Genomic DNA, 18,867 nt, shown 5'->3' on the forward strand with positions numbered 1-18,867 from the left:
ATGCTGCTGGCCATCGATTCGGGCAACACCAATATCGTCTTCGCGGTCTATGACGGCGACACCTTGAAGGGTGAATGGCGGGCCTCCACCGATTCCGAGCGCACCGCCGACGAGCTGGGGGTGTGGCTGACCCAGCTGCTGAGCATCGAGGGGTTGAATCGCCTCGATATCACCTCGGCCATCATCGCCAGCGTGGTTCCGGCCATGGTGTTCGGACTGAAAACCCTGTGCCGCCGTTACTTCCGCTGCGAGCCGCTGGTGGTGGGCGACGAGGGCGTCGATCTCGGCCTGTCCATCCTGCTCGACCGGCCCGAGGAAGTGGGCGCCGACCGCCTGGTCAACGCCGTGGCCGCCCATCTGTGCTACAAGGGGCCGCTGATCGTCATCGATTTTGGCACCGCCACCACCTTCGACGTGGTGGATGGCGACGGCAATTACTGCGGCGGCGCCATTTCGCCCGGCATCAACCTGTCGCTGGAGGCGCTGCACGCGGCGGCGGCCAAGCTGCCCCGCGTCGCCATCGGGCGGCCGAAGCAGGTGATCGGCCGTGCCACCGTTCCCGCCATGCAGTCGGGCATTTTCTGGGGCTATGTCGGCCTGATCGAGGGATTGGTGGGACGCATCAAGGAGGAATTCGGCTCGGATATGCTGGTGGTGGCCACCGGGGGGCTGGCGCCGCTCTTCGCCGACGCCACCAAGGTGATCAACGCCCTGGACGCCGACCTGACTTTGCGCGGCCTGCTGGCCATCCACCGCCGTAACCGTCCCCAGGCCCTGGCATGAGCCCGACAGCGGAGACGGGAGCCGAGCTGTATTTCCTGCCCCTGGGCGGGGTTGGCGAGATCGGCATGAACCTGGCGCTGTACGGCTATGGCGGCAAGTGGCTGATGGTGGATTGCGGCGTCTCGTTCGGTGACGAGTCCATGCCCATGGTCGACGTGGTCATGGCCGACCCCGCCTGGATCGAGGAGCGGGCCGACAAGCTGGTGGGGCTGGTGCTGACCCATGGCCACGAGGATCACCTGGGCGCGGTGGGGCATCTGTGGAAGCGTCTGCGTTGCCCGGTCTGGGCCACCGGTTTTTCCGCCTCGATCCTCAAGGGCAAGCTGCACGAAGCCGGGCTACAGTCCCAGGTGCCTCTCAATGTAGTTGTTCCCGGCTCCACATTCCGGGTGGGTCCGTTCGAGATCGAAATGATCTCCATGACCCATTCCATTCCCGAACCGAATACCCTGGCCATCCGCACCCCGGCGGGGACGGTGGTCCATACCGGCGACTGGAAGTTCGATCCCGACCCGCTGCTGGGGCCGGTGGCCGACAAGGAGGCGCTGCGCCGGGCGGGAAAGGCCGGGGTGCTGGCGGTGATCGGCGATTCCACCAATGTCTTCACCAAGGGCCATTCCGGCTCGGAATCCGAGGTCCGCGGCAATCTGATCGCCCTGCTGGGCCGCTTCGACGGGCGTATCGCGGTGTCGTGCTTCGCCACCAATGTGGCGCGGCTGGAAAGCATCGCCATCGCCGCCGAGGCCAACGAGCGCAGCGTCGCCCTGGTGGGGCGTTCGCTGTGGCGCATCGACAAGGCGGCGCGGGAGAACGGCTATTTCACCGATCTGCCGCCCTTCCTGACCGAGCATGATGCCGGCTACCTGCCCCAGGACAAGGTGCTCTATATCTGCACCGGCAGCCAGGGCGAGCCCCGGGCGGCGCTGGCCCGCATCGCGTCGGGCGACCATCCCCATGTCAGGCTGGGCAAGGGCGACGTGGTGATCTTCTCGTCGAGGATCATTCCCGGCAACGAGAAGGAAATCTTCCGGCTGCAAAACGACCTCGTCCGCCTCGGCATCGAGGTCGTGACCGAGAAGGATGAATTCGTCCATGTCTCGGGCCATCCCGCCCGCGAGGAGATGGAGGAGCTTTACCGGTTGCTGCGGCCCAGCCTGGCGGTGCCGGTGCATGGCGAGGCCCGACATCTACAGGAGCATGCCCGGTTGGCGCGGGCCTGTGGCGTGCCCGAAGCGGTGGAGATTTCCAACGGCGCCATGCTGCGGCTGGCCCCCGGCCCGGTGGAGGTGGTGGACCATGTCCCCACCGGCAAGCTGTGCGTCGACGGTCCGCGTCTGGTGCGGCTGGATTCCGAGGTCCTGCGCAACCGGCGGCGCATGGTCTATAACGGCTCGGCGGTGGTGACGGTGGTGATCGGCAAGGACGGCAAGCTGCTGGGCGATCCGCAGTTGACGGCGCTGGGCCTGCTGGACGCCGCCCACGAGGCCGAGGAGCATGACGCGGTGGTGGAGGCGGTGCGCGAGGCCGTCGAGGACCTGCCCACCAAGGCGAGGCGCGACGACGGCATCGTCCGCGAGGCGGCGCGTCTGGCGGTGCGGCGCAGCCTGAAGGAAAGCCATGGCAAGAAACCCATCACCGATGTCCATCTGGTGCGGGTCTGAAATCTCGATTAGAGTTCATCTGGTTTATGTGGAAGCACTCTCACCGCGTCATGGCCGGGCTCGACCCGGCCATCCATGGTCCCTCTGGTCACACCCGGACTTGATCCGGTGGCCGAGGGTGACGGAGAAGAGAGACAGATTCGACAAAACTCAGACGAACACGACTGTAAATCCAAGGCTTCTTTCGAGCGTGTGACCAAATGTCCTTGATCGAGTGGGATTCGTCCTTCAGCGTCGGGTCGGAGCGAATGGATGCCGACCATAAGAAACTGCTGTCGCTGCTGAACCGCCTCTATGACGCTTGGCATGGCGGCGAGGACATCGATGAGTTGGGGTGGCTGTTCGACGAATTGGTGGCCTATGCCGACACCCATTTCGCCGCCGAGGAAATGGCGTTGAAGTCGCGCAATTATCCGCGCCTGGAAAAGCAGCAGGCCGACCATATCCGTCTCAAGGCCTCGGTGCTGGATTTTCGCAACCGCTATCTCAGCGGTGATCAGCCCGCGCATTTGACGGAGGAAATGACCGGCTTCCTCAAGTCCTGGCTGCTGGAGCATATCCTGGGGGAGGACATGCTCTACAAGGACTGCCTCAAGGGGGAATAAGGGGCATGGACGACCCGATGGACGAGGTTTACCGGCGCCACAACGCCGGGGACCAAGTCGGCGCTTTTGTGGCGGCCTTGGCGGTGATCAGGGACGATCCAGGTCTGGTCCTCGCGCAAATCGCCGCCCTGAAGTTGATCTCTCGGGCCGTGGGGGACACCCAGGCTGGAATGTTCGAGCAATGGCTCCAATCCACCGGGTTCGGCAATCTGGACAATGCCGCCGTCATTTTGCCTGCCTTGTTCGAATGCCCGGCGGAACTCTACGCCATCGGTTCGATTCTGGCGGTGATCACCGCCAGCCAAGGGCGCCATCGCGAGGCGCTTGCGGTGTTCGGCTCCTTTCTGACCGCCGATCTTCCCGCCCCTCTCGCCAAGACCGATGTGGCCAAGGAGTATGGTAATACCGCGGAAGTGTATGACCAGAACATTTTGCACACCGCATCGGTGGATTTCTTCACCGCGTTTCTCGATCGGAGCCTGCCGGGCCAGCCGGTGGCGGTGGCGGTGGATGTTCCTTGCGGATCGGGGATGGCGGGACCCTGGCTGCGGCAACGCTCCGGGCGCCTGATCGGCAGTGACCTGTCCGCGCATATGTCGGCCATGGCCGAGGCCAGCGGCCACTACGATCAGGTCATCTGTGGCGACATGGTCGAAGTCCTGCCCAACCTGACGGTGGACTTGGTGGTCTCCCATGGCTCGCTGTACTATTTCAGGGATCTGGTGCCGGTGGCGGCGGAGGTCGCCAAGGCGCTCCGCCCGGGGGGATGGTTCGCCTTCACCGACTATCCGGCTCCCTGCGGAACCATGGCCACCATCAGCGGCAATCTGCGCTATTGCCGGGCGCCTGATCTGGTTCGCGCCGTCATGACGGAACAGGGATTGGAGGAATCGGCCTGTGAGTGGGGCCTGACATTCGGCCTTCCCTGCGTTTACTGGCTGTTCCGCAAGGCTTGAGACGGCTCACGCCACCATCAGGGCGATCTTGCCGCGCACATGGCCGGTGCGGCTGTGGGCCAAGGCCTCGGCGGCCTGGGCCATGGGCATCTCCACCATCTCGGGGGCGGGCAGGATGCCCTGGTCCATCAGTCCGGCCAGGCGGCGCAGTTGCGCCCCGTCCGGCTTGACGAAGACGTATTTGACCCGGATGCCCAGGCGTTCGGCCAAGTCCTTGTCGGTCTTGTCGGTGATGGAGACCAGGATGCCGCCGGGCTTCACCGTTTCGTAGGACCGGGCCAGCACCTCGCCGCCGACGGTGCCGAAGGCGACGTCGACGCCATCGGGTGCCGCCCGCCGCACCGCCCGGGCGAAATCCTCGGCGGTGTAGTCGATGACGAGGTCGGCGCCCAATCCTCGCACATAGTCATGATTGGCGGCCCGCGCCGTGGCGATCACCCGCGCCCCCGCCCAGTGGGCCAGGGGGACCGCCAGACTGCCGACGCCCCCGGCTCCGGCATGGATCAGCACGGTCTGGCCGGGGCGGATATGGGCCACGTCGAACAGCGACTGCCAGGCGGTCAGTCCCGCCAGCGGAATGGCGCTGGCCTGGGCGAAATCGGCACTGGCGGGCATGGGGGCTACGGCGGCGGCATCCATGGCGACGTATTCGGCGTAGGTGCCCCACTGGATGTCCGGTTTGCGGCAGAACGACCAGACTTTCTCGCCGATGGCGAAGCCCTCCACCCCCTCGCCCAGGGCGGCGACGGTTCCCGCCGCATCCCAGCCGGGGATCAGGGGGAACTTGCAGGGGAACAGGCGGGCGAGGCCGCCTTCTGCGATCTTCCAGTCCACCGGATTGACCCCGGCGGCGCGGACGCGGATCAGCACCTCGCCGGGGGCGGGCCTAGGAGTCTCGATGTCGCGCCAGACCAGGGAATCGGGCGGGCCGAACGCATCCAGCACCCAGGCCTTCATGGCTATATCCCTCCTTCCCGCAGCTTGAACCGCTGCACCTTGCCGGTGGCGGTGCGGGGGATGGTATCAAGGAAGCGCACGGTGCGGGGACATTTGAAGATGGCCAGCTTGCCCCTCAAGGTCTCGACGATACGGGTCTCCAGGATGGGGGGATGCTCGCCGGGCTCGGCCACGGCATAGAGCACGAGGCGCACCAGCCCGTCCTCGTTGGGAATGCCCACGGCGACGGCGTCGGCGACGCCGGGCACGCCTAAGGCGGCCTCTTCGACCTCTGATGGGCTGACCCACTGTCCCGAGACCTTGATCATGTCGTCGGAGCGGCCCTGGGGCGTCCACCAGCCCTCGGTATCGAAGGCGAAGACGTCGCCGGTCTTCCACCAGCCGTCACGCAGCACCCGCTGGGTCACGTCGGGGCGATTGTGGTAGCGCCGGAACAGCGAGTCCATGCGCACCCACAGGTCTCCGGCGGTGTCGGGGGTGGTGATGGGCTCCCCATCGGCGGAGCGCAGTTGGGCCTCGGCCCAGGGCAGGGGGCGGCCGCAGGCGCCGGGCTTCATGGCCTGGGGCGTGCTGGCGATGAACAGGAACAGCGCCTCGGTGGCGCCGATGCCTTCCAGCATCAGGCCGCCGGTTTCCTCCATCCAGCGGCGACACAGCTCGGCGGGAAGATTCTCGCCCGCCGACACCCAGGTCTTGACCCCCCGGAAGGCATCAGAGGTGGCCACCCCGTCCTTGAGCATCAAGCGATAGAGCGACGGAACCGACAGCACCACCTTGGGCCGGGTCCGGGCGATGACCTCGGCGGCGGCGGCGGCATCGGGCCAGCCCCGGTGCAGCACCAGGGTGGCGCCACAGCGCAAGCCGCCGATCAGGCAATGGCCCAGGGGATAGGCGAAGAACAGCTTCGAGGTCGAGAACATGCGATCACCGGGCTCGACCCCCAGATTCTCGCGGACATGGCGCTCACCCAGGGCGATGGAACCATGGACATGCACGGCGCCTTTGGGCTGGCCGGTGGTGCCCGAGGTGTACATCCACAGCGCGGTATCCTCGGCATCCATATCGGCGGAGACCAAGCGTTCGGACGCTCCGGCCAGGAAGTCGTCGAAACCGCCACTGGCGATCCGGCGGGGGCTGGTATGGGTCTGGCTGGCAGCCTCTGCCGCCAGTTCGGCCAGATCGTCTTCCACCAGCAGCAGCGGCGCGCCGCTGTCGCCCATGGCATGGGCCAGGTCCTTGACCGCCATGCGGGTGTTGAGCGCCACGGCGGCCAGACCGGCCTTCATGGCGCCGAGATAGGCGGCCACCAGCTCCGGCCCGTCGTCCAGCAGCAACAAGATGGGCTGGCCGCGCTGGGCTCCGGCGTTCAGCATGGCATTGCCGAAGCGGCAGGCCAGCCGGTCCAACTCGGTATAGGAAAGGCTGCGCTCGCCGCAGATCAGGGCAAGGCTGTCGCCACGGCCCGCAGCAATGCTGGGTCCGAGAATATCGTCGGCTGCGTTCATGCCATCACCATCGGAAAGGAAAAATGAGGCCGTCCCTCGCAGAAACGGCCTCGGTTTTCGGTTCTATTCGACGATGACCCAATCGCCGTTCTTGATCTCGACCATTTTGAAGGATTCGAGACCCAGACCCATATGGTCGGTGGGCGAATAGGTGAAGATGCCGCCGGTGGCGACGAAGTCCTTGGTCTGCTCGATGGCGTCGCGGACCTTGGCCTTGTCGGTGGTGCCGGCGCGCTTGATGGCGTCGACGGCGATCATCAGGCCGTCGAGACCGTGGCCCGGCAGGGGGCCCACTTCGAGGGGCTTGTTGCGCTCCTCGTATTCCTTCTTGAATTCCATCACGATCTTCTTCTGGCGATCACTGGCGGGCAGTTGTTCCGCCACCGCCTGGGCACCGGCGGGCAGGCGGGTGCCGTCGGCGGCGGTGCCGACCAAGCGCAGGAATTCCTTCGAGGCCACGCCGTGCGACTGGTAGGTCGGCAGGTTCAGCCCCATCTGCTTGATGTTCTTGGTGACCACGGCGGGGCCGGTGCCTGTGCCGAAGATGAACAGCGCCTGGACGCCAGCGGTGCCGCGAATCTTGGTCAGCTGCGGCGTGACGTCGGGGTCCTTGGGGGAATAGACCTCGTCCACCAGGATCTCGATGCCGAAATTGGGGGCCAGCTTCAAGGTCTGGTCATGGCCGGACTTGCCGAAGCCCACATTCTCGGACAGCAGGGCGATCTTGGTCAGGCCGCGCTTCTTCAGGTCCGTCAGCACCTTCTCGGCGGCCAACCGATCGGACTGCGGCAGCTTGAAGGTCCACTTGCGCACCGGGTCGCCGATGGCGGTGCCGCCGCCCAGCGACATATAGGGCATCTCGGCGCGTTCCATCAGTTGCAGCACCGCCATGCTGGTGGGCGTGCCCGATCCGCCGATGATCAGGTCGACCTTGTCGTTCTCGATCAGGCGCTTGACGAAGGTGGTGGCCTTTTCCGGCTCCGAGCCATCGTCATAGATGATGGCCTGGAGCTTGCGCCCCAGGACACCGCCCTGGGCGTTGATCTTGTCGATCATGTAATCGAAGGTCCGCTTCTGGGGGTCGCCCATGGGCGACATCTGACCCGTCACGGACAGGAACATGCCGATCTTGATATCGTCGGCGGCATTGGCGCCACTGGCGCCAGACAGACCCATGACAACCGCCAGGCCAATCCCGGCTGCACGTTTCCAGCTCATTGAACACCTCCACAGTGTGATTCCGGGGCTGCTTCTAGACGGCAGCACTCCATGTCGGCATTGTAGTACCGAATTGCTGGAAAGCCAAAGCCTCTTCTCGGTGCCTCCAAGGCCCGCTTGACGGGATGGCCGGTCGGGCGCACCATTACGAAATGGCGAATATCGACGGCGCCTGGACATGATCAGACCATCCAAGAACAGCGGCAAGGCAACCGGGCTCGTATCCGAGCGTGTTGCTGATCGCATTCTCGCCCGAATCGCCTCGGGGGAGTGGGGGCCGGGGCATCGTTTGCCCGGCGAACGCCAATTGGCCGAGGACATGGGAGTCAGCCGGGTCTCGGTTCGCGCGGCGCTGCAGGGGCTGAAGACCCAGGGATTGCTGGACGCGGTCCAGGGCGGCGGCACCAGGGTGATCGCCTCCAAGGCGGCCATGGATCCCGGTATGCTGGAACTGGTGCGGGTCAATTGCGAAAATCTGGTGGATCTGGCGGAAATCCGCTCCATCCTCGAGGTCTGGGCGGTGGGGCGTGCCGCGCTCAAGCGTGACGACGCCGATCTAGCCGAACTGGAGGCCATCATGGCCGCCACCGAGGCGGATATCGTGGCGGGCAAGCACAAGAGCGAGAACGACGTCCGCTTCCATCTGGCCGTCGCCAAGGCCTCGCGCAGCGGCATCTATCTCCACTTCGTCGCCATGATCCGGGGCATCCTGAGCGAGATGGTGGATTATCACCGCTACGAGCTGTTCCCGACGCCCGAGGATGACCGTCGCATCCTGGCGCAGCACCAGGCCATTTTCGACGGCATCCGCGCCCGCGATGCCGCCCGCGCCCAGGACGCCATGCGCGATCATCTGGGCTGGGTGCTGAAGCGCTACGCCGAGCAGGGCGGTCGCAAGAATTCGTAACATCCCCAAGGTATGACCAGCGGTGCCGGTCTGCTATGGTGCGCCCGCACCACATTCTAAGGACTTGCTTGCGATGAAGAGAACCAGGAACGCCAAGATCATCGCCACGCTTGGCCCGGCCACCTCGACCGCCGAGGCGATCGAGACACTGTTCATCGCCGGGGCCGATGTGTTCCGGCTGAATTTCAGCCACGGCACCCATGAGGACCACAAGGCCCGCCTGGACGCCATCCGCGAGTTGGAAAAGAAGGTCCACCGTCCCATCGCCGTGCTGGCCGATCTGCAAGGCCCCAAGCTGCGGGTGGGAGATTTCGTGGGCGACAAGGTCCGGGTCGAGACCGGCGACGTCTTCCGCCTCGACATGGACGAGACCCTGGGCAGCGCGCGGCGGGCGCCGCTGCTGCATCCCGAGGTCTTCGCCGCCCTGATCACCGGTTCCGAGCTGCTGATCGACGATGGCCGGGTACGGCTGCGGGTGGAAAAGCACGGTGCCGACTTCGCCGAAACTCGGGTGCTGGTGGGTGGCGAGGTGTCCAACCACAAGGGCGTCAACGTCCCCGGCGTGATGCTGCCCATTTCGCCGCTGACCGAGAAGGACCTTCGCGACCTGGAATTCGCCGTGGAGATGGGGGCCGACTGGATTGCCCTCAGCTTCGTGCAGCGCCCGTCCGACGTGGCCGAGGCCCGCCGCCTGGTCGCCTCCCATGTGGGCTCACGGGTGCGCATCCTGTCCAAGCTGGAAAAGCCCTCGGCCATCGACCACCTGACCGAGATCGTCGAACTGTCGGACGCCATCATGGTGGCGCGCGGCGACCTGGGTGTCGAATGTCCCACCGAGATGGTGCCGATCCTGCAAAAGCGCATCGTCCGGGCCTGCCGTCTGGCGGGCAAGCCGGTGGTGGTGGCGACCCAGATGCTGGATTCCATGGTTCATTCGCCGACCCCTACCCGTGCCGAGGCCTCGGATGTGGCCACCGCCGTCTATGACGGCGCCGACGCGGTGATGCTGTCGGCGGAAACCGCCTCGGGCGAGTATCCCCAGGAAGCAGTGGCCATGATGGACCGCATCATCAATCAGGTGGAACAGGACGAGCATTACCGGGTGATCACCGAGGCCTCGCGCCTGGAGCCCGAGCATACCACCCGCGACGCCATCAGCGCCGCCGCGCGGCAGGTGGCCCATACCCTGGGCGCCGCCGCCATCGTCACCTTCACCTCGTCGGGCTCCACTACGCTCCGCGCCGCCCGCGAGCGGCCCGAGCAGCCCATCCTGTCGGTCACCGCCGATGTGGAGGTGGCGCGCCAGATGGCCCTGGTCTGGGGCGCCCATTCCATCATGGCCAAGGATGTGCGCAGCTTCACCGAGATGGTGCAGAAGGCGGTGCATTTCGCCCAGAGCGAGGGCTTCGCCACCATCGGCGACCGGGTGGTGATCACCGCGGGCGTGCCCTTCGGCTTCTCGGGCACCACCAATGTGCTCCGCGTGGCCGAGATCGAGGACCCCAACGCCCATCACGGTCCCTACCGGCATCACCAGGAATAGTGATCCGACTCGTCCTGTCATCCCGACGCCCAGGGGCGGAGGGATCTCCGCCCCTGGGCGTCGGGATGACAGGTCATTCATATGTCGGCCGGTATAAGGCGCGGCGGGCTCGACGCGCTATTTGCAGCGCCGCAGTCTGGCGGCCTGCTCGACCGTGGCGGTGGCGGCGACGCGGGTGACGCAGCCGGGATCGGACGGGGCGGTCACCGCCGGGGCGATGACCGGCGGCGGGGCGATGACCGGCGGCGGGGCCGCAGTCACCATCGCCGGGCGCGGCGGCGACGCGGTTTCAACCGGCTTGGCCGCGGGAGGCTTTGGCTTGGCGGGGGGCGGCACGACAGCGGCCGGAATGACCGGCGACGACGGAGCCGTCTGGACCGGAGCAGGCTGCGCCACCGCCGGAGCGGGGGGCTGGGGTTCCTCCGCCGCCGCTGGGGGCGGGACGGTCGCCGGGACCACGACCGGGGCCGCCACGGCGGGCTTTTCCGGCTCGGGTTTGGCTGCCGGTTCGGGGGGAGGATATGACCCCGGCAGATTGAGATAGGGCGACGGGCTGGAAATGGGCGGGCCCACCAGCACCTTCAGGATGCTGCCGACGCCATCGACCACGTCGTCGAGAAGATCACCCTCCGCGGCCGGAGGCGGAAGGGCGACATCCTCGGCCAGGGCCGGACGGACCGTCACGGCCAGGAGTCCGGTCAGCAGCAGGATGCCGAGCCGCATGCCCGAAATTCCTCAGTCCGCCAGATCAATGGTGTAGTTCTCGATCACCGTATTGGCCAGCAGGCCCCGGCACATCTGCTCGACCGCCGCCTTGGCCTTGGCCGGGTCGGTCTCGGCCAGCTCCAGCTCGATATATTTGCCCTGGCGCACGTCGTTGATGCCCGCATAGCCCAGCGAGCCCAGCGCGTGCTGCACCGCCTTGCCCTGGGGATCGAGGACACCGTTCTTGAGGGTGATGTGGACTTTGGCTTTCACGGGATTGTATCCGCTCGCTGAAAGGGGAAAAGCGGAGGCGCCACCATGGGCGCCCCCTTCTTACTGCATGGTGGCCGGACCCTTGAGATCGCGGGGGCCGCCCTCGGGCAGGATGCCGAGACGACGGGCCACTTCCTGATAGGCCTCTTCGACACCGCCGAGATCGCGGCGGAAGCGGTCCTTATCCATCTTGTCGCCGGTCTTCATGTCCCACAGGCGACAGGAATCGGGGCTGATCTCGTCGGCCAGCACGATCTGCATGTCGTCGCCGTTGTACAGGCGGCCGAACTCGATCTTGAAGTCCACCAGACGGATGCCGACGCCCAGGAACAGGCCGGTCAGGAAATCGTTGATGCGCAGCGCCAGCGACATCATTTCGTCCAGGTCCTGGGTGGTGGCCCAGCCGAAGGCGGTGATGTGCTCTTCAGAGACCATGGGATCGCCCAGGGCATCGGACTTGAAATAGTATTCGACGATGCAGCGCGGCAGCGGCGTGCCTTCGGACAGGCCGAAACGCTGGGACAGCGAACCGGCGGCGACATTGCGGATCACCACTTCCAGCGGCACGATCTCGACTTCGCGCACCAGCTGCTCGCGCATATTGAGGCGACGCACGAAATGGGTGGGAACGCCGATCTCGCCCAGGCGCAGCATCAGATATTCGGAGATGCGGTTGTTCAGCACCCCCTTGCCGGTGATGGTGCCCTTCTTCTTGTTATTGAAGGCGGTGGCGTCGTCCTTGAAGTACTGGACCAGGGTGCCGGGCTCGGGGCCCTCGAACAGCACCTTGGCCTTGCCTTCGTAAATCTGTCTGCGTCTGGCCATGGGAAACTTCCGGATTATTGGGCGCACGCGGCGCACGGGGACCTGGGACGCTGCGGCGATCAGCTCGCGCGTCGACGATCCGGGTTTGATATAGCAGGGATGCCGGAGTGAGACAACGCGCGTCTCGGATTCGTCACGATTCGGCCAGGAGAACCGGTTCATAGGCGGTGCGGTCGGGCCGTCCGGCGGCGAAGCGCCAGACCGGCGGCAGCGGAGGGGCGGCCGGGGCGGGCAGGGCGATCAGCGAACTGGAGACGGTGCCAAAGCCATTGGGCCGCAAGAAGCACATGGCGGGCGGCTCCTCGGCCTCGCCGCCGGCCTGGGTGGCGATGGGGGCGCCGGTATCGGCCATCAGCCCCGGCCAGCCGCCCCAGTCGCCGCCCAGGGGATCGCTGCAATCAGGTTTGGGGGGGGGAAGGGCCATGAAGCGGTCCCAATAGGCGTGGATGCGGGGGCTGGCGTGGTCGTCCAGTTCCAGCGCGCTCAGCATGTGCAGGCCGGGGGCGATGGCATGGCGGGTGACCGTCCGTCCATCGGCGCGCAGCCAGAAGGCGTCGCGGTTGTCGGCGACCACCATGTTGAACGGGCGGTAGGACTGGGCGCGCAAGCCGGACAGGGCCTCGGCGGCATCCATGGCGTCGGCATGGTCCAGGGCTTCCAGCACCAACTCGCCGCGCGAGCGCTTGCCGGCCTCCGGTCCCAGGGTTCCCATGCGGTTGAGAATGGCGGCAACCACGCCGGTGTGGTTCAGGCCCAGCCAGGACCCGCCCGCCAGTTCGTCGAGCCCCGCCACCACTTCGGGGCGGTCCTCCCACCACCGGCCGGGCGGGCGGGATGGGCGCCCTGCCATTTCGTCGCGATTGGCGGCGATGACCAGGGGCCAGGTTTCACCGGGTCGGCGCAGCAGGACCAGCGTGCACATGCGAAATTTCCATTTTCCGGAATCCTCCGGGCGTTTATAACACGGGCGTCAGAAGGCCGCGAAGGCCCGGAAGCTGGAGAAAGTCCCGTCCCATGACTGCTTTTGACGATCGCGAGAAAGCCTTCGAGGCCAAGTTCCATCTGGACCAGGAAATGGAATTCAAGGCGACCATCCGGCGCGACAAGTTGTTGGGGCTGTGGGCCGCCGAGAAGCTTGGCCTGGCCGATGATGCCGCCAAGGCCTACGCCCTGAGCGTGGTGGATGCCGAGTTCAGCGCCCCCGACCATGATGCCGGGCACAAGGTGCTCGACGACCTTGCCGCCGGGGGCGTGGCGGTGAGCGAAGGCGAGGTCCGCCACCAGATGGCGGTGTTGCTGGTTCTGGCCCGCGAACAGATCCTTACGGAGATGAGCCGCTAAGGGGGCGGGACGTATGACTACGGCGTCAGGCCGTCGTAGTCGATCTCGTCCTGGGGGGTCGAGTCCGAGTAGAAGCAGAAGGCATTGCGGCCGGAATGCTTGACCCGGTACATGGCCACGTCGGCGGCCTTGCAGACTTCCTCCATGGAGATACCGTCATCGGGGAAGATGGCGATGCCGATACTGGCGCCGATCTGACAGGCATGCTCCAGGTACAGTACCGGCCGGGTCAGCGAGGCGATGATCTTGCGCGCCACCATGGCGGCCTCGCCGGGCCGTGCGATTTCCTCGACCACCACCACGAATTCGTCACCGCCCACCCGCGACACCGTGTCGGAACTGCGGATGCATGTCGACAGGCGCTGCGCCACTTCGCGCAGCACGGCGTCTCCCGCCTCGTGCCCCAATGTGTCGTTGATCGGCTTGAACTTGTCCAGATCGACATAAAGGACCGCCATGCGGCCACCATGGCGGCGGACGCGGGCCAGGGCGTGGCTGATGCGGTCATTGAGCAGGTTGCGGTTGGGCAGGCCTGTCAGGCTGTCGTGGTGGGCAAGGCGCTTGATGCGCTCCTCGTTCTCCTTGCGCTCGGAGATATCGCGCAGGATGCCGGTGAACAGGCGGTTCTTGCCGTGGCGTAATTCGCTGACGGAAATTTCCAGCGGAAACAGGCTGCCATCGGCGCGGCGCCCCAGGCTTTCCACCGAGCGGCCCATAAATTTGCCGCCACCACCCAGATAGGCCTTGAACATATCCGCATGATGGTCGCGCAGGGCATCGCCCATCAGCACGCCGAGATTCTGGCGGATCAGCTTGCCCGGGCCATAGCCGAACATGCGGTCCACCGCCGGGTTGGCGGATTCGATCTGGCCCTGCTCGTTGACAGTGATGATGCCCTCGGCCACCGAAGCCAGGATGCCTTGCAGCCGTTCCTCGCGCTCGCGCAGGGCCTCGGCCGATTTGACGAATTTGGAGATATCGCGGGCTTCCACCAGGAACATCTCGTTGGGCGAGGGCACGCGGCGCACGCGGATTTCCGCCTCGAACAAGAATTCATCGGTCCGGTGCAGCTTCAGCGGAAGGAAATCCTCTTCAGCCAGCAGGTCCCAGCCGGCTTCCACCAGGAAGCGGTAATCGGCCTCCACATAGTCGACGAAGGCGGTGCCGATGGCGTCGTCGGGGCTGTTCAGTCCCAGCACTTTCGCCCCGGCCTGATTGAGGAAGGTCACATCGCCATTGCGCAGGATACAGACCAGCGACGACACAAGCTCCAACAGCTCGTGATCCAATACGACGGTCCCTGGCAATGCAACCGCGGACGAGGGCACGTTTCCCCCTAACAAAAGCCGACAGATGGTCGGCCAATTTCCCGCGTGTTGTCAATATCTGCGATGGAAACTGGCACTTTTAATCAATCCTTAGATGGGTACTGACTTCCGCTAGCCGTCCGAACGGCGATACTCCCGCCGGCAGCCTGAGATCGGGAGCCCGGCGGATGCCTTCTCGGCCGAAACGTTCGCGCACCGCCTCCTCCAGCCAGGCCTCGGCCTGGGTGTGGCGATGGCGCAACAACCGACCCTCCCCGGCGAGGAAGGCCAGGTGGGAATCAATACCGACGATCAGGGCGTCTATGCCCTCTCGCTTATTGGAGGATACCATCAATACCGGGACTGTCCAGCCCGCCTCCCCATCCTCGCCGCCCAGGCTCAGCGCCCCCAGCACGTCGGCGCGGGCGCGCTGGGCGGCGGCGCCCATATCCGCCTTGGTCACCACCACCAGGTGGGGGATTTCGGCGATCCCCGCCTTCATGAACTGCAAGGAATCGCCTGATCCCGGCTGGACGCAGAACAGAACCGTATCGGCGACGCCCACCACATCGGTTTCCGACTGGCCGACGCCCACGGTTTCGATCAGCACCATGTCGAACAAGGCCCGCATCAGGACCATGGCGGACACGGTCAGCGCGGACAATCCGCCCAGGCGGTCGCGGGCCGCCATGGAGCGGACGAAGATGCCCTGATCCTCCGGGTCGGTGGTCAAGCGGGTCCGATCGCCCAGCAGGGCGCCACCGGACCGCCGCGATGACGGATCGACGGCGATGCAGCCGACCCGGCGGCCATCGGCCCGCCAGGCGGCGATCAGGGCATTCATCAAGGTGGATTTGCCCACGCCGGGTGGACCGGTCATGCCGACCACATGGGCGATGGGGGCGGCATGGGCCGCGTCCAGCAAGGCGATGGTCGCGGGGGCGTCGGGGGCGCGTTCCAACTCGGCCAAGGCGCGGGCCAGGGCGGGCTTGCCCCCTTGCCGTATCTCGTCGAGCGTCATGGCGGCATCCCCCCGGTCGAGGTTCGCCCCTCCCGTCCGGGGACGGGAGGGGACGAAGGATCAGGACATCAGGCGGTTCCACCAGCCGCGGCGCGGCGGACCCGCGGGCACCGGCGGCTGGGGGGCGGGCTCGGGAGCGGCCGGAGCCGGTTCCGCTGCCACGGGCTCGGGAGCGGGCTCCGGAGCCGGTTCGGGCTCGGGCGTTGCCACCGGCGGCTCGGTGATCGGTTCGGGGGCGGCAACGGCCGCCGGTTCGGGGTCCTCGACCGGTTCAGCCGCGACAGCGGCAGTCTCGGCCACGGGCTCGGCCTTCTTGCGCGGGGCGCGCTTGCGCTTGGGCTTTTCCCCAGTGGCGGCTTCGGGCGTGGCGGCCTCGGGAGCGGTTTCAACCGCTTCGGCAGAGGGCTCGGCCTTCTTGCGCGGGGCGCGCTTGCGCTTGGGCTTTTCCTCGGCAACCGGTTCGGCGCCCGCCTCGGCGGCGGCATCCGTCTCGGCGACAGCCTCGGATGTCGGGCTGGTATCATCCTGGGCGGTGGCCGTCGGGGTCACGTCCTCGCTTTCCTCGGCGGCTTCGGCGCCCTCGGCGTCCTCGCTGCCCTCGGCACCCTCGACGCCATCCTGGCCGTCGCGGCGGCGGCGGCGGCGGCCACCCCGGCGGCCCCGGCGGCGCTTGCGCGGCTGCTCGCCATCGGCACCCTCGGCGCCCTCGGCCCGGTTTTCGTCGCCGTCCTCGGAGTCGTCCGCGTCATCGGACTCGTCGCCCTCGCCCTCGCTCTCGCCGTCGGCGTCCTCGGCCTTGCGCTCGGAGGATTCGTCCTCGCCGATGGCGCCGTCTTCGGGACGGCGCTTCTTGCGGCGGCGGCGGCGGCGCTTGCGACCATTGGCATCGGTATCGCTCTCGCCACGGCCAGCCTCGGCCGAACGGGGGCTCTCCTCCTTGTCCTCGGCCTCGTCGTCCTCTTCCTCGACCTCGTCCTTGTCCTCGTCGTCAGCGGGAATGCTCCGCATGGCGGGGTCATCGACACCGATGGCGGCCCGCGCGGGCTCGTCAGGGCGGAACTCCGCCTTGACCCGGTCCATGCGGAAGTTCGGCGGAATCAGGGTGTCGTCGCCGCTCAGGAAGACGCTGAACTCGTAGCGCTCCTCGATGGCGGCCAGGGCGCCGCGCTTCTGGTTGAGGATGTAGAGCGCGATGGCGGAGGACACATAGACAGTGACCTCGGAGGAGCGGCGGCGGATGCCTTCCTCCTCGATGGCGCGCAGCACATGCACGGCGGCGGATTCCACCGAGCGCACCAGGCCGGTGCCGGCGCAATGGGGGCAGGGGCTGAAGGTGGTTTCCTGCAGGGACGGGCGCAGCCGCTGGCGCGACAGTTCCAGCAGGCCGAAGGCACTGATCTTGCCCACCTGGATGCGGGCACGGTCGTTCTTCAGGGCGTCCTTGAGGCGCCGTTCAACCGCGTTGTTGTTGCGGTTCTCCTCCATGTCGATGAAGTCGATGACGATCAATCCGGCCAGATCGCGCAGGCGCAATTGGCGGGCGACCTCGTCGGCGGCCTCCAGATTGGTCTTCAGCGCCGTCTCCTCGATATGGCGCTCCTTGGTGGCGCGACCCGAATTGACGTCGATGGCCACCAACGCCTCGGTCTGGCTGATGACGATGTAGCCGCCGGACTTCAACTGCACCGTCGGGCTGTGCATGGCGTCCAGCTGGGCTTCCACCTGATAGCGGTGGAACATGGGCATCACCGGGTCCTTGTAGGGCTGGACCTTCTTGGCATGCGACGGAGTCAGCATGCGCATGTAGTCCTTGGCCAGGCGATAGCCCTCGTCGCCATCCACCAGCACTTCGTCGATGTCGCGGGCGTAAAGGTCGCGGATCGAGCGCTTGATCAGGCTGGCTTCCTCGTAGACCAGGTCTGGCGCGCTGGACTTCAGCGTCAGTTCCCGCACCGAGTCCCACATGCGCAGCAGGTATTCGTAGTCGCGACGGATCTCGGTCTTGGACCGTTCCGACCCGGCGGTGCGGATGATCACCGCCATGCCGTCGGGAATATCCATCTCGTTGGCGATGGCCTTCAGGCGGCGGCGGTCGGTGGAATTGACGATCTTGCGCGACACCCCGCCGCCCCGGGCGGTGTTGGGCATCAGCACGCAATAGCGACCGGCCAGCGACAGATAGGTGGTGAGAGCCGCGCCCTTGTTGCCGCGCTCTTCCTTGACCACCTGCACCAGCATGATCTGGCGGCGCTTGATCACTTCCTGAATCTTGTAGTGGCGCAGCAGCCGCGCCCGGCGGCGCTCGGCCTCGGCATCGTCGTCGCCGCCCACGGTTTCCACATGGCGCTTGCGCTCACGCGGGCCGGATTCGGCGCCCTCGGCCTCGCCGGACTCGGTGGGGGCCTCCTCCACCGCGCCGGCATCGGCGGTCTCGGCCACCGCCTCGGCGGCAAGATGGCCTTCGCCCACCGGTTCGGCGTCGTCGCGCTCGCCACTGGCCTCGCGCATCACCTCGGCGCGCTGGGCGGCCAGCAGGGCCTGGCGGTCCGCCACCGGAATCTGGAAGTAGTCGGGGTGGATTTCGCTGAAGGCCAGGAAACCATGGCGGTTACCGCCATATTCGACGAACGCGGCCTGGAGCGAGGGCTCGACCCGCACCACCTTGGCCAGATAGATGTTACCCTTCAGCTGCCGCTTGGTGGATGTCTCAACATCCAGTTCTTCCAGGCGGGTCCCATTGACCACCACGACCCGGGTCTCTTCCGGGTGGGTGGCATCGATCAACATACGCTTGACCATTAAATCCATATCTCCGTGGTGCCGTCCGCGACGCGCTGGGCGCATGCGAGCGGCAGTCTGATCCAGCGAAGCCGGCGCGCGGGAACGCGCGACCGCAAGGTCCGCCTGAAAGCGAGTCCACAATCCTGTTCTCTTGGATGGGCATCATGGTGGCGATAAACCTGATCGCGGGCGTCACGCCCGGCTTCGAATTCAAATCTGGCTTCGCAGGCCGAGACGTGGCAGTCGCCGTAGGGTCGCACAAGGTGCGAAGCGGGCGCTTTACCACCGTCCGGGATTGGACGCTCGGGTATTGCAAGCTCATGGTCTGCCAAAATAGCCGCAGCCGGGGGTTTCGACAACGATCTTGTTGACGGGGCCTTCAGATGAGGAATATCCGTCCCCTTCGCACTGTGAAGAGTCTGCTGAATCAATGACTTTTGGGTTGAGCTTGAGTCTTTCTCTGCGTTATAGCTGTCAGG

Annotated in this window: 17 protein-coding genes; 7 read left to right on the top strand and 10 right to left on the bottom strand. The window is 66.3% G+C overall.

The window, feature by feature from the left end; all coding sequences use genetic code 11:
* The 4 genes from A6A04_RS03620 (at position 1) to A6A04_RS03635 (ending at position 4,005) form a co-directional block, all read left to right on the top strand.
* On the top strand, positions 1-783 hold the full coding sequence (locus A6A04_RS03620) for a type III pantothenate kinase (protein WP_068489998.1): 783 nt from the start codon (positions 1-3) through the stop codon (positions 781-783).
* Positions 780-2,444, top strand: coding sequence for a ribonuclease J (locus tag A6A04_RS03625; protein ID WP_068490000.1), 1,665 nt, complete (start codon positions 780-782; stop codon positions 2,442-2,444). Before A6A04_RS03620 ends, A6A04_RS03625 begins: the two co-directional genes overlap by 4 nt.
* Before the next feature lie 200 nt (positions 2,445-2,644).
* The gene (locus tag A6A04_RS03630; protein ID WP_068490003.1) at positions 2,645-3,049 is read left to right on the top strand and encodes a bacteriohemerythrin; all 405 of its coding nucleotides are present in this window, start codon (positions 2,645-2,647) and stop codon (positions 3,047-3,049) included.
* Positions 3,050-3,054: 5 nt separating this feature from the next.
* Positions 3,055-4,005 carry a class I SAM-dependent DNA methyltransferase gene (locus tag A6A04_RS03635; protein ID WP_068490005.1) on the top strand — a complete coding sequence of 317 codons (951 nt, stop codon included), beginning with the start codon at positions 3,055-3,057 and terminating at the stop codon, positions 4,003-4,005.
* A gap of 6 nt (positions 4,006-4,011) precedes the next feature.
* Here A6A04_RS03635 and A6A04_RS03640 read toward each other — a convergent pair whose 3' ends face one another.
* From A6A04_RS03640 to A6A04_RS03650, 3 genes are all read right to left on the bottom strand, one after another.
* Positions 4,012-4,962, bottom strand: a complete 951-nt coding sequence (locus A6A04_RS03640) for an NADP-dependent oxidoreductase (protein ID WP_068490006.1) — start codon at positions 4,960-4,962, stop codon at positions 4,012-4,014.
* Positions 4,963-4,964: 2 nt separating this feature from the next.
* On the bottom strand, positions 4,965-6,467 hold the full coding sequence (locus A6A04_RS03645) for an AMP-binding protein (RefSeq protein WP_068490008.1): 1,503 nt from the start codon (positions 6,465-6,467) through the stop codon (positions 4,965-4,967).
* A gap of 63 nt (positions 6,468-6,530) precedes the next feature.
* Positions 6,531-7,685 (bottom strand): ABC transporter substrate-binding protein, encoded by a 1,155-nt coding sequence (locus A6A04_RS03650; RefSeq protein WP_068490011.1) that lies wholly within the window; start codon positions 7,683-7,685, stop codon positions 6,531-6,533.
* A gap of 178 nt (positions 7,686-7,863) precedes the next feature.
* Here A6A04_RS03650 and A6A04_RS03655 point away from each other — a divergent pair, with 178 nt between their 5' ends.
* Positions 7,864-8,592: a FadR/GntR family transcriptional regulator gene (locus tag A6A04_RS03655; protein WP_068490014.1), complete on the top strand. Its 729-nt coding sequence runs from the start codon at positions 7,864-7,866 to the stop codon at positions 8,590-8,592.
* Positions 8,593-8,665: 73 nt separating this feature from the next.
* Entirely contained in the window at positions 8,666-10,135 is a 1,470-nt protein-coding gene (pyk, locus tag A6A04_RS03660) for a pyruvate kinase (RefSeq protein WP_068490015.1), read from the top strand.
* Positions 10,136-10,252: 117 nt separating this feature from the next.
* Here the strand turns inward: pyk and A6A04_RS22645 are convergent, their stop codons facing one another.
* The 4 genes from A6A04_RS22645 to A6A04_RS03680 all read right to left on the bottom strand — a co-directional run bounded on the left by A6A04_RS22645 (position 10,253) and on the right by A6A04_RS03680 (position 12,860).
* Positions 10,253-10,858 carry a hypothetical protein gene (locus A6A04_RS22645; RefSeq protein ID WP_068490017.1) on the bottom strand — a complete coding sequence of 202 codons (606 nt, stop codon included), beginning with the start codon at positions 10,856-10,858 and terminating at the stop codon, positions 10,253-10,255.
* A 12-nt stretch (positions 10,859-10,870) separates the two neighbouring features.
* The gene (gene purS, locus A6A04_RS03670) at positions 10,871-11,113 is read right to left on the bottom strand and encodes a phosphoribosylformylglycinamidine synthase subunit PurS (RefSeq protein WP_068490019.1); all 243 of its coding nucleotides are present in this window, start codon (positions 11,111-11,113) and stop codon (positions 10,871-10,873) included.
* Positions 11,114-11,173: 60 nt separating this feature from the next.
* Positions 11,174-11,938 (bottom strand): phosphoribosylaminoimidazolesuccinocarboxamide synthase, encoded by a 765-nt coding sequence (gene purC / locus A6A04_RS03675; protein WP_068490021.1) that lies wholly within the window; start codon positions 11,936-11,938, stop codon positions 11,174-11,176.
* Between the two features lie 133 nt (positions 11,939-12,071).
* Positions 12,072-12,860 (bottom strand): NRDE family protein, encoded by a 789-nt coding sequence (locus A6A04_RS03680; protein ID WP_068490022.1) that lies wholly within the window; start codon positions 12,858-12,860, stop codon positions 12,072-12,074.
* A gap of 92 nt (positions 12,861-12,952) precedes the next feature.
* Between A6A04_RS03680 and A6A04_RS03685 the strand changes: the two genes are divergently transcribed.
* Entirely contained in the window at positions 12,953-13,279 is a 327-nt protein-coding gene (locus tag A6A04_RS03685; protein ID WP_068490024.1) for a DUF1476 domain-containing protein, read from the top strand.
* A gap of 17 nt (positions 13,280-13,296) precedes the next feature.
* Here the strand turns inward: A6A04_RS03685 and A6A04_RS03690 are convergent, their stop codons facing one another.
* From A6A04_RS03690 to A6A04_RS03700, 3 genes are all read right to left on the bottom strand, one after another.
* The gene (locus A6A04_RS03690; protein ID WP_245651066.1) at positions 13,297-14,568 is read right to left on the bottom strand and encodes a sensor domain-containing protein; all 1,272 of its coding nucleotides are present in this window, start codon (positions 14,566-14,568) and stop codon (positions 13,297-13,299) included.
* 118 nt (positions 14,569-14,686) lie between these two features.
* Positions 14,687-15,607: an ArgK/MeaB family GTPase gene (locus tag A6A04_RS03695; RefSeq protein ID WP_068490028.1), complete on the bottom strand. Its 921-nt coding sequence runs from the start codon at positions 15,605-15,607 to the stop codon at positions 14,687-14,689.
* A gap of 60 nt (positions 15,608-15,667) precedes the next feature.
* Positions 15,668-18,406 carry an Rne/Rng family ribonuclease gene (locus tag A6A04_RS03700; protein WP_068490030.1) on the bottom strand — a complete coding sequence of 913 codons (2,739 nt, stop codon included), beginning with the start codon at positions 18,404-18,406 and terminating at the stop codon, positions 15,668-15,670.
* Positions 18,407-18,867 lie beyond the last annotated feature (461 nt).

This window comes from Paramagnetospirillum marisnigri, assembly GCF_001650715.1.
In the GTDB taxonomy this organism is placed as follows: domain Bacteria; phylum Pseudomonadota; class Alphaproteobacteria; order Rhodospirillales; family Magnetospirillaceae; genus Phaeospirillum; species Phaeospirillum marisnigri.

Excerpts from the sequence above, each read along its gene's own strand:
- A6A04_RS03620 (WP_068489998.1), top strand. The coding sequence starts at position 1 with ATGCTGCTGGCCATCGATTCGGGCAACACCAATATCGTCTTCGCGGTC.
- A6A04_RS03625 (WP_068490000.1), top strand. The coding sequence starts at position 780 with ATGAGCCCGACAGCGGAGACGGGAGCCGAGCTGTATTTCCTGCCCCTG.
- A6A04_RS03630 (WP_068490003.1), top strand. The coding sequence starts at position 2,645 with ATGTCCTTGATCGAGTGGGATTCGTCCTTCAGCGTCGGGTCGGAGCGA.
- A6A04_RS03635 (WP_068490005.1), top strand. The coding sequence starts at position 3,055 with ATGGACGACCCGATGGACGAGGTTTACCGGCGCCACAACGCCGGGGAC.
- A6A04_RS03640 (WP_068490006.1), bottom strand. The coding sequence starts at position 4,962 with ATGAAGGCCTGGGTGCTGGATGCGTTCGGCCCGCCCGATTCCCTGGTC.
- A6A04_RS03645 (WP_068490008.1), bottom strand. The coding sequence starts at position 6,467 with ATGAACGCAGCCGACGATATTCTCGGACCCAGCATTGCTGCGGGCCGT.
- A6A04_RS03650 (WP_068490011.1), bottom strand. The coding sequence starts at position 7,685 with ATGAGCTGGAAACGTGCAGCCGGGATTGGCCTGGCGGTTGTCATGGGT.
- A6A04_RS03655 (WP_068490014.1), top strand. The coding sequence starts at position 7,864 with ATGATCAGACCATCCAAGAACAGCGGCAAGGCAACCGGGCTCGTATCC.
- pyk (WP_068490015.1), top strand. The coding sequence starts at position 8,666 with ATGAAGAGAACCAGGAACGCCAAGATCATCGCCACGCTTGGCCCGGCC.
- A6A04_RS22645 (WP_068490017.1), bottom strand. The coding sequence starts at position 10,858 with ATGCGGCTCGGCATCCTGCTGCTGACCGGACTCCTGGCCGTGACGGTC.
- purC (WP_068490021.1), bottom strand. The coding sequence starts at position 11,938 with ATGGCCAGACGCAGACAGATTTACGAAGGCAAGGCCAAGGTGCTGTTC.
- A6A04_RS03680 (WP_068490022.1), bottom strand. The coding sequence starts at position 12,860 with ATGTGCACGCTGGTCCTGCTGCGCCGACCCGGTGAAACCTGGCCCCTG.
- A6A04_RS03685 (WP_068490024.1), top strand. The coding sequence starts at position 12,953 with ATGACTGCTTTTGACGATCGCGAGAAAGCCTTCGAGGCCAAGTTCCAT.
- A6A04_RS03695 (WP_068490028.1), bottom strand. The coding sequence starts at position 15,607 with ATGACGCTCGACGAGATACGGCAAGGGGGCAAGCCCGCCCTGGCCCGC.
- A6A04_RS03700 (WP_068490030.1), bottom strand. The coding sequence starts at position 18,406 with ATGGTCAAGCGTATGTTGATCGATGCCACCCACCCGGAAGAGACCCGG.